The 8,568-nt window shown below is 63.6% G+C and carries 8 protein-coding genes and 1 pseudogene; 4 read left to right on the plus strand and 5 right to left on the minus strand.

Going from position 1 to position 8,568, the window contains the following annotated elements; genetic code table 11:
* Nucleotides 1–258 (minus strand): annotated as a pseudogene (locus tag ACIQ17_RS27025) (acyl-CoA dehydrogenase); the annotation flags it as partial.
* A 337-nt stretch (nucleotides 259–595) separates the two neighbouring features.
* Between ACIQ17_RS27025 and ACIQ17_RS27030 the strand changes: the two are divergent.
* Nucleotides 596–1,261, plus strand: a complete 666-nt coding sequence (locus tag ACIQ17_RS27030; RefSeq protein ID WP_398472415.1) for a TetR/AcrR family transcriptional regulator — start codon at nucleotides 596–598, stop codon at nucleotides 1,259–1,261.
* A gap of 42 nt (nucleotides 1,262–1,303) precedes the next feature.
* Nucleotides 1,304–2,014, plus strand: coding sequence for a YkgJ family cysteine cluster protein (locus ACIQ17_RS27035; RefSeq protein ID WP_398472417.1), 711 nt, complete (start codon nucleotides 1,304–1,306; stop codon nucleotides 2,012–2,014).
* Here the strand turns inward: ACIQ17_RS27035 and ACIQ17_RS27040 are convergent.
* Together ACIQ17_RS27040 and ACIQ17_RS27045 are read right to left on the minus strand one after the other, a co-directional pair.
* Nucleotides 2,004–3,473, minus strand: a complete 1,470-nt coding sequence (locus ACIQ17_RS27040) for an amidohydrolase family protein (protein ID WP_398472418.1) — start codon at nucleotides 3,471–3,473, stop codon at nucleotides 2,004–2,006. The genes ACIQ17_RS27035 and ACIQ17_RS27040 overlap by 11 nt on opposite strands.
* 94 nt (nucleotides 3,474–3,567) lie before the next feature.
* On the minus strand, nucleotides 3,568–4,116 hold the full coding sequence (locus ACIQ17_RS27045) for a cupin domain-containing protein (RefSeq protein WP_398472419.1): 549 nt from the start codon (nucleotides 4,114–4,116) through the stop codon (nucleotides 3,568–3,570).
* Between the two features lie 217 nt (nucleotides 4,117–4,333).
* Between ACIQ17_RS27045 and ACIQ17_RS27050 the strand changes: the two genes are divergently transcribed.
* Nucleotides 4,334–5,617, plus strand: coding sequence for an aspartate aminotransferase family protein (locus tag ACIQ17_RS27050; protein WP_398472425.1), 1,284 nt, complete (start codon nucleotides 4,334–4,336; stop codon nucleotides 5,615–5,617).
* A gap of 84 nt (nucleotides 5,618–5,701) precedes the next feature.
* Here ACIQ17_RS27050 and ACIQ17_RS27055 read toward each other — a convergent pair whose 3' ends face one another.
* Complete coding sequence (locus ACIQ17_RS27055) at nucleotides 5,702–6,826, minus strand: serine hydrolase domain-containing protein (protein WP_398472420.1); 1,125 nt, start codon at nucleotides 6,824–6,826, stop codon at nucleotides 5,702–5,704.
* Nucleotides 6,827–7,060: 234 nt separating this feature from the next.
* Between ACIQ17_RS27055 and ACIQ17_RS27060 the strand changes: the two genes are divergently transcribed.
* Nucleotides 7,061–7,288 (plus strand): hypothetical protein, encoded by a 228-nt coding sequence (locus ACIQ17_RS27060; RefSeq protein ID WP_398472421.1) that lies wholly within the window; start codon nucleotides 7,061–7,063, stop codon nucleotides 7,286–7,288.
* Between the two features lie 472 nt (nucleotides 7,289–7,760).
* Here the strand turns inward: ACIQ17_RS27060 and ACIQ17_RS27065 are convergent.
* A partial coding sequence (locus tag ACIQ17_RS27065; protein ID WP_398472423.1) for an HlyD family type I secretion periplasmic adaptor subunit occupies nucleotides 7,761–8,568 on the minus strand: 808 nt, incomplete at its 5' end.

Raw genomic sequence — 8,568 nt, forward strand, 5'->3', positions numbered from 1 at the left:
CAGCGCATATTCGAGATTGCTCAGGCCCGCACCGTGGAATTCGTCGTCCTCATGCGACGACGGCGGCATGAACATGTTCCACAGGCCCTCGGCCTTCGCCTTCTTCTTCAGGTCCTCGACGATCGGAATGACCTTCCAGCGATCGCCCTCAGCGTCCTGCTGTTTGTAGATCGGCACGGCGGGGCGCACATGCTTGGTCATGAAGGAGGACACGCGCTCGAGCCATTCGCGCTGGCGGTCCGACATCGTGAAATCCATGGGACGTTCCTCTTTGTTTCTTTCGAAATCTTTGGCGGCACTGTTGTCCTGTCGATGCAGGTCCGCAAGCGAAAAATACGCGCGATATGTCGCCCGCTTTCACATCCGGCGCGCATCGCGGGGGCGATGGCGTGACGCGGAATATCACGGCGCTGCGACGACCTGTGACTCTGGGATGACTGAGCCTGATCCGGGCCGGCAACATTGACATTCCGCTCACTCAAACGATAGTTTCATACAGACGTTTGAAAAGCAATCACGCTGGTCCTCGCCTCCCGCATGGCGCCATGTTGTGGCCGGCGGACTGCACGAAACGGGATTTGCGCAGGATCAAGGCATGGCAGCAGACCGCACACGTACCGCCATCATCACCGCAGCCGAACGGCTCTATGCCGAGCGCGGCTTTGCGGACGTGACAATGCGCGACATCGTGGCGGCGGCCGACGTGAATCTGGCGGCGGTGAATTATCACTTTGGTTCCAAGGACGAACTGATCGCCGAATTGTTCGTGACGCGAAGTATCGCCACCAATCGCGAGCGCCTCCACGAACTGAAGGCGGCAGAAGACGCCGGCAACGGCCGCGCTTCACCGCAGGAAATTTTCTCCGCGCTGGTCGGCCCGACCTTGCGTGGCTGTCTCGGCGAAGCCAAGCATCGTTCCGATGCCGCACGCTTCATGATCCGCGCCTCGATCGAGTCGGTGCCGCCGATCCGCAAGATCAAGAATCGCGAGGTCGATCATCTCAAGCGCTTCGCCGCCGCCCTGCGCCGCGCCCTGCCCGATCACGATCCCGCGGACATCTTCTGGGCGCTGCACTTCGCCCTCGCCATGGCCCATCAGACCATCCGCGACACCGAACGCCTGACGCGCATGTCCGACGGACTGTGCAATCTCGACGACGTCCAGGCCATCATCGACCGCGTGGTGAGCGTGGCGGTGACGGCACTGATGGGCAAGCCGGCGCGGGCGAAATCGAGAGCGCAACTGTCGTCCGCCCCATAATTGCGCGTGACGAAACAGCGATTCGTAGCGTATCCCGCTGCCATGAGCGCACAGGACGCCATCGACTTCGTATCAGACGACATCGCCGAGGTCGGCGAACTGATGCGCTCGCTATCCGGCCGCTATGAAGGCATCTTCGGCAATTTTCGCTCGGCCTGCGGCGTGGTTTGCGAACGCGCGGAGAACCTGCAAGAAGCTGCCCGCGATATCGTCGACCTCGCAGGAGCCGCCAGCGCCAGCGTCTACCGGCACATCCCGAACCAGCCGATGCTCGCTTGCAGCAGCGGCTGTGCGGCATGCTGCCATCTCTATGTTCAGGTGCCGCCCGGCATCGCCCGCATGATGGCCGATCACATCGCCACGCACTTTTTGCCGGACGAACGCAACGCCCTGCGCGAGCGACTGGAGATCGCAGTCGCAGCTGCGCGCAACGCAGCCGACGCGACAAAGCTCCGTCACCGCTGCCCCCTCCTCGGTACAGACAATCGCTGCACCGTCTATGTGGTCCGCCCGCTGTCCTGCCGCGCCTTCACCTCACGCTCGGTGGCGCGCTGCCAGGATGTGGTGTTCGGCGACATCACCGACGGCTCCGGCGTCGAGCAGAACGCCGCGCATTATCGCATCCATATGGAAGCAACTTTCGCCCTCGAACAGGCCGCGCGCGATCGCGGGCTGCCGGCGCAGCAGAAGGGACTGGCGCAGGCACTGCTCGATGAGTTCGCGAACGCGCCGGCCGCGGTCATCACCAGCTGATCTGGCCGAAGCCCGCCCGTGCGAGCACGCCACGCCCGCGTTCGCGGATGTCGTCCAGCAGGCCCGGCAGATCCGGGATGTCGAGCAGCACGCCACCGCGCTTGCGCAGCTTGCCGTCGATGAACACCGTATCGACATTCCCTGTCTCGGCGAACATCACGGCGGCGTCGATCGGATCATGCGCCGGCGCCATGTTTAGCGTGTCGCGCGTCAGCAGCACGACGTCCGCCTTCTTGCCCGGCGTCAGCGAGCCGACCTGGTTCTCCAGCCCCAGCGCCCGCGCATTGTTGATCGTCGCCCATTCCAGCGCCTCGATGGATCGGACCGTGGTCTCCTCGCGCAAGCCGCCGCCGGCGCCGATCTGCTTGAGGTTTTCGCGGATATAGGCCGCCGCCTCCGGTGCCTCGCCGCGCTTCAGCCGCTCGTTCAGATCGATATTGTCGAAGAGCCGCTGCACCATCAGCGCCATCCGCATTGTCGCGAACATGGTGCCGATGACGCCGACCTCGGTGTCATTGGCAATACTGGGCGTGCCGCCTTGCGCCTTCACCCGACCGATCAGCGGCGGGACGGCGTGGTTCTTGATCTCCACGATGCCGGTCGCGGTGATGGATGCGCCATGGTCGACGATCACCTTGATCTCGTCGTTCTCGATATAGTTGGCGTGGGCAAGATTGTGCTTGCTCGTGAGCAGTCCTTCTGCGGCGATTTGCCGGTAGCCGGTCGGGATCAGGCGGTTGGCACGCCCCCAGACATGGGCGCTTGAGATCAGGTCGTATTCCCGCGCCAGCGTAAAATCCTGCCGGCAGACATCGAGCGTTGCATAATCCGGGCCGAGAATGCACATCGCCAGCTGCACCAGCCCGCTATCTGCAGCGAAGCGTCCACGGCGCAGGCGTTCGATCTCGGCGCGCGGATGCGGGATTTCGGAGAACGGCTTGTCGCCCGGTTTCGGTTTTGGTTTCACGGTGCCATGACCAAACAGCGCGCGCACGCCGGAAGCCGTCAGCCCTTCGATCGCAGCGTCGGTGTGCTCCGGCGTCGTGTTGTTGTGGCACCAGTCAAACAGGGTCGTGGTGCCCGCATTGATCTGGCTGAGCGCGCCCGCATAGGTGGACACGCGCGTATCGTCCGGCGTGAAGCGCGGCGCCGCGCCGGCATGCACGTAATTGTAATAGTCGGACCCGCCCCAGTTGTTGCCGATGCCGCGCAGGATGGTCTGCCACAGATGGATATGCGCATTGACGAGGCCGGGAATGACGATCATCCGCGTCGCATCGACCACTTCCGCATCGGGCGCTTCGATCTCCGGCGCGATCGCCGCGATCCGGTCGCCTTCGATCAGGACATCACCTTTGCTCATCCGGCCGATATCCGGATCCACACTGATGATCGCGCCCGACTTGATCAGATACTTCTGCACATCCAGCCCCTGAGCTCGCATTAGACGCGCAAACATAGGGGAGATCCGGTAGCCGCACACCTGCCCCCGCCGGCGACCTGCATCGCAACGCGCCGTCTTGACGATCCCGCAAGACCTGATCAGCCCGCCCTTAGAAAGACGGCGGCGTGCATGCACTCACGACCTCGCAGGCCTTCGGCCCCACGCAGCGGAACCGATGTGGCCGCCGGCTTTCAAAATAATAGGCGTCGCCGGGATCGAGGATGCGGCGCTCGTCATCGACGATGACTTCGAGGCGCCCCGAGATCACGATGCCGCCCTCCTCGCCGTCATGCACCAGCGGCACCCGGCCGGTATCGCTGCCGGGCTCGTAGCGCTCTTTCAATATCTGCAAGGCGCGCCCGAACAGATTGTCGCCGACCTGGCGATAGGAGATCGGGCCCTTGCCGATCTCGGTCAGTTCGTCCGCCCGGTAGAACGCCCTGCGCGGCCGGTCCGGCTCGATGGCGAAGAATTCGGCGAGCCCCATCGGGATGCCATCGAGAATGCGCTTCAGCGCGCCGACCGACGGATTCATCTGGTTGGATTCGATCAGCGAGATGGTCGAATTGGTGACGCCCGCGCGCTTGGCCAGTTCGCGCTGCGACAGCTTGTGATGCGCGCGCACGAAGCGCAGCCGGTCGCCGAGGTCGATGCTCACGCCAGAATCCTGTTGCGGGTGTTGCGGATCAGGCAAATATGGCAGGACCCATCCAGCAAAATCAATCACTTGATCAGATCAAGAAAAGGACTTGTTGCAATGTTACGAACATGATCCAGATGCGATAATCAGCCGAAGATCGGTCGAAATCACCCTTGGGAGCTCCGCCGTGTCCGTTCATCAGATTCCGAACGCACTAAAACTCGATTCATTCTGGATGCCGTTCACGGCCAACCGCCAGTTCAAGGCGTCGCCGCGCATGTTCGCCTCGGCGAAGGGCATGTATTACACCACCGAGGACGGTCGCCAGGTGATCGACGGCTCCGCCGGCCTGTGGTGCACCAATGCCGGCCACGGCCGCCGCGAGATCGCCAGCGCCGTGGAGAAGCAGCTCTCCACCCTCGATTTCGCCCCGGCCTTCCAGATGGGCCATCCGCTGGCCTTTGAGTTCGCCAACCGCCTCGCCGAGATCGCCCCCGAAGGCCTCGACCGCATCTTCTTCACCAATTCCGGTTCGGAATCCGGCGACACCGCGCTGAAGATCGCGATCGCCTATCAGCGCGCCATCGGCCAGGCCACGCGCACGCGCCTGATCGGCCGCGAGCGCGGCTATCATGGCGTCGGTTTCGGCGGCACCTCGGTGGGCGGCATGGTCAACAATCGCCGCGCCTTCGTCTCGGCGCAGCTGCCGGGCATCGACCATATCCGTCACACCCACGATCTCTCACGCAACGCCTTCGCCAAGGACCAGCCGGAATACGGTGCCGAATTCGCAGATGACGTCGAGCGTCTGGTCGCGCTGCATGGCGCCGACACCATCGCCGCCGTCATCGTCGAGCCCGTCCCCGGCTCCACCGGCGTGCTGCCGCCGCCGAAGGGCTATCTCGAGCGTCTGCGCGAGCTCTGCACCAAGCACGGCATCCTCTTGATCTTCGACGAAGTCATCACCGGCTTCGGCCGCCTCGGCGCGCCCTTTGCGTCGCAGTTCTTCGGCGTCACGCCGGACATCATGACCACCGCGAAGGGCATCACCAATGGCACCGTGCCCTGCGGCGCCGTGTTCGCCCATCGCAAGGTCTATGATGGCCTGATGAATGGCCCGGAAGGCCAGATCGAGCTGTTCCACGGCTACACCTATTCGGCGCATCCGGTGGCCTGCGCCGCCGGCATCGCCACGCTCGACATCTACAAGAACGAAGGCCTGCTCACCCGCGGCGCCGAGATGGCCGGCTACTGGCGCGACTCGCTGCATGCTCTGAAGGACCTGCCGAATGTCATCGACATCCGCAATCTCGGCCTGATGGGCGCCGTCGAACTCGCTCCGCGCAAGGATGCGCCGGGCGCGCGCGGTTATGAAGTGATGGTGGATTGCTTCAACACCGGCCTCTATCTGCGCCAGAGCGGCGACGCTTTTGCGATGTCGCCCCCGCTGACCGTCGAGAAGAAGCATATCGACGACATGATGGAAATCCTCAGCGCAGCCATCAAGCGCGTCGCGTAAGCGACTTCAGCGCGCACAAAGCAAAACCCCGACGGTGCGCAAGCTCCGTCGGGGTTTTCTCTTATGCATTCGTGGCTTGACGCCTCAGCCCCGCGCCGCAATCAATTGCCGGATAAACTCCGGCGCCTTCGCGCTCGGCAACCAGCGTGTCACCGCAATCATGTCGGCGTCGCGATCGATCCAGATCATGTTGCCACCCGCCCCCAGCGCATAGACCGCCGTCTCCGGCGCCCCCTTGTTGGCATGCGGCCCGCGATTCAGCCACCACAGGAAACCGTAATTCGGCTGCAGCGCCGACTGCGCCCACATCGCATCGATCCAGCCCTGCGACAGCAGCTGCTTGCCATTCCATGCGCCGCCGCGGGCCATCAAGAGGCCAAAGCGTGCATGGTCGTCCGCGCCGATGAACATGCCGCCGCCCCAATGGCCGCCACCCGGCACCGACTGCATCCGCTGGCCGCCGATCTCGACCCATGAATTTTCATAGCCGACCCAGCTCCACTCCTTCGACGCGCCGATCGGATCCATGATGCGCTCCCGCAGCACATCCGGCAGCGGCTGCTTGAACAGATTCAACAGGCTGAGCGACAGCAGGTTCACGCGCACATCGTTATATTCGTAGAACGCGCCCGGCTTCTGCAGCTCGCGCAGCTCGCCCTTGCGGCTGTTGTCGGCATTCGGTGCGACCAGGCGGTTGTGATCGATCTGATCCGGCTTGCCAAACAACTCGCCACGCCATTCGCTGGTCTGCTCCAGCAGCTGCCGCCAGGTGATCGGGGCGTTATGCGCATCGGCAAACAGCGGCCCCACTACGCGCTTGGCGATGGGTTCGTCGATATCCCCGATCAGCCCGTCATCCACCGCAAGGCCCGTCAGCGTGGCGAGATAGCTCTTGGCGATAGAGAAGGTCATGTCCGCCCGCGCGACATCGCCCCACGACGCCAACACGCGCCCGCTCTGCAGCACCATGCCCGCCGAGCCACCGCGCTCCTTCACCGGCCCCAGCACCGCGCTCCATGGCCCGGTTTCATTCCAGTCCACATTCGGCGCATAGCGGCCGTCGTCGTAATAGAACCCCCGCGGCCACGGCGTCTCATTCGCCTGGGCGAAGGCCACGGCGGATGCGAGCTTGTCCGGCGCATAGCCCGCCGCCTGCGGATCGATCTTGTCCCAGTCGCCCGGTGCCGGGAAATAACGTGACTCTGTCATGGTGATATGAAGCTCTCTGAGGCTAGAAGGCTGCGGTTATTGACCTTTTGCGGACCAGCAGCAACCGATTGCCGCGCGAGTGATGGCAAATGGCATATCCGTTGCCCGGCGCGGGGTCCGGCAACGAATAAGGCCCTTTGCAAAGCTGTTGGGCATAGCTTTCCAAAGCCACAATTAAGACACGCGGCTTGCGCGAGATGGCGTCATCTGTGACTCGCTTGGGGACGAAAGCGAATGATCAGCAAGGGGAAGCTCACGCGGCTGAAGCAGCTGGCGGAGCACAAGCTTGCCATTGCCAATACCAGCGTGACGGGACCGATCCGACTCGCCAGTATCGACGCCAAAGACCTGCTCGAACTGGTCGAGATTGCGGAAGCCCATAAGCGACAGCTGCACGAGATGGCGCTTGGGCGACGCGCATTGCGACGGCCTCAGCCGCCGACGGATCGGGCCGCGAAATAACAACGTCCGGCATGGCCGTGGCGGCTCCGACGGAGCGGCGAACCCTCGCCGCTCAATGGATATGTTTGACCGGACGATCGATCGCAACAGAAGGACCCATATGCATCAGGAGCCGATCACCCCGCCAACGCCCCCGACACCGAACATGAACGACACCGCCGCAGCTTGGGGCCCGCGGCCGTCGCTGCGGCGGCTGGTCTTCACGGTGGTCCTGATTGCGATCGGGATCGTCGCGGCGCGTTGGATGAAGTGACGGCGGGTCCACGCCCTCGACGTTACCTGGGCCGTCCAACAATCACTCGTCCTGAAAGGCTTTGAAGGCAGGCAACAGCGTCACAGTTGCGGCGGTCGCGAGGCATTGAGGAGCTCCCCCCACTGCCAGCACGAGACCACTTAGCCACCTTATGGGTGTAACGGCGATGAACTCCCAACTGGCCGGCGATGACGCGCCCGCGAGCGATCGGCCCCGCCGCTACCGTTCCCGAAGCGTTTCGTTGCGGTATTTTGCCAGCGGCGACAGCAGATAGCTGATGATGCGCCGTGAGCCGGTCTTGATCTCGACCGTCACCGCCATTCCGGGCGCGAGCTTCACCAGCTTCTCGTCGACCTGCATGTCGCTGCGTTCGAGCGAGACGCGAGCGACATACTCCAACTCCTGGCCCTTCTGTTCACCTGCCGCCGGCCCGCCGCCGGCATTGCGGTCGGTCTGGCCGCCCCGAGGTGCCTCACGCGCTACCGCGTCGGATGAAACGCTGACCACATCGCCGCGCAGGAGCCCGTAGCGGGTGAAGTTGAAGGTATCGATCTTGACCGCAGCCTGCTGGCCGGCGTGGACAAATCCGATGTCGCGGTTGGAGACGGACGCCTCGATCTCAAGTCTGGCCTCGCTTGGCACCACGACAGCCAGCGCCTGGGCTGGCGTCACGACGCCGCCGACGGTGTGGACGGCGAGCTGCTGCACCACGCCATCAACCGGTGCCGTCAGCCGCTGCAGCCGCGTCCGCTGTTCGGCCTTGATATTGTCCTGAGCCAGCGCGCTGACTTTCTGCTCGGCCTTCGCCAGTGCATCGTATACGGTACGACGATATTCCGACGCAGTTTTCTCTCGCGTTTCCTTCAGCAGAGCCACTGCCGCGTCGGCCTCTGCAAGCCGGCTTGTCTGCACCGCGACGTCCTGCTGAAGTCCGACAAGCTCCTGCTTTTCGGTAAGATAAACGACTTTCGAGGCAAGTCCCTTTTCAAGCAACCCCTTGTGGATCTCGACCTTCTCCTCCAGCACC

This window comes from Tardiphaga sp., assembly GCF_044340795.1.
Lineage (GTDB): Bacteria > Pseudomonadota > Alphaproteobacteria > Rhizobiales > Xanthobacteraceae > Tardiphaga.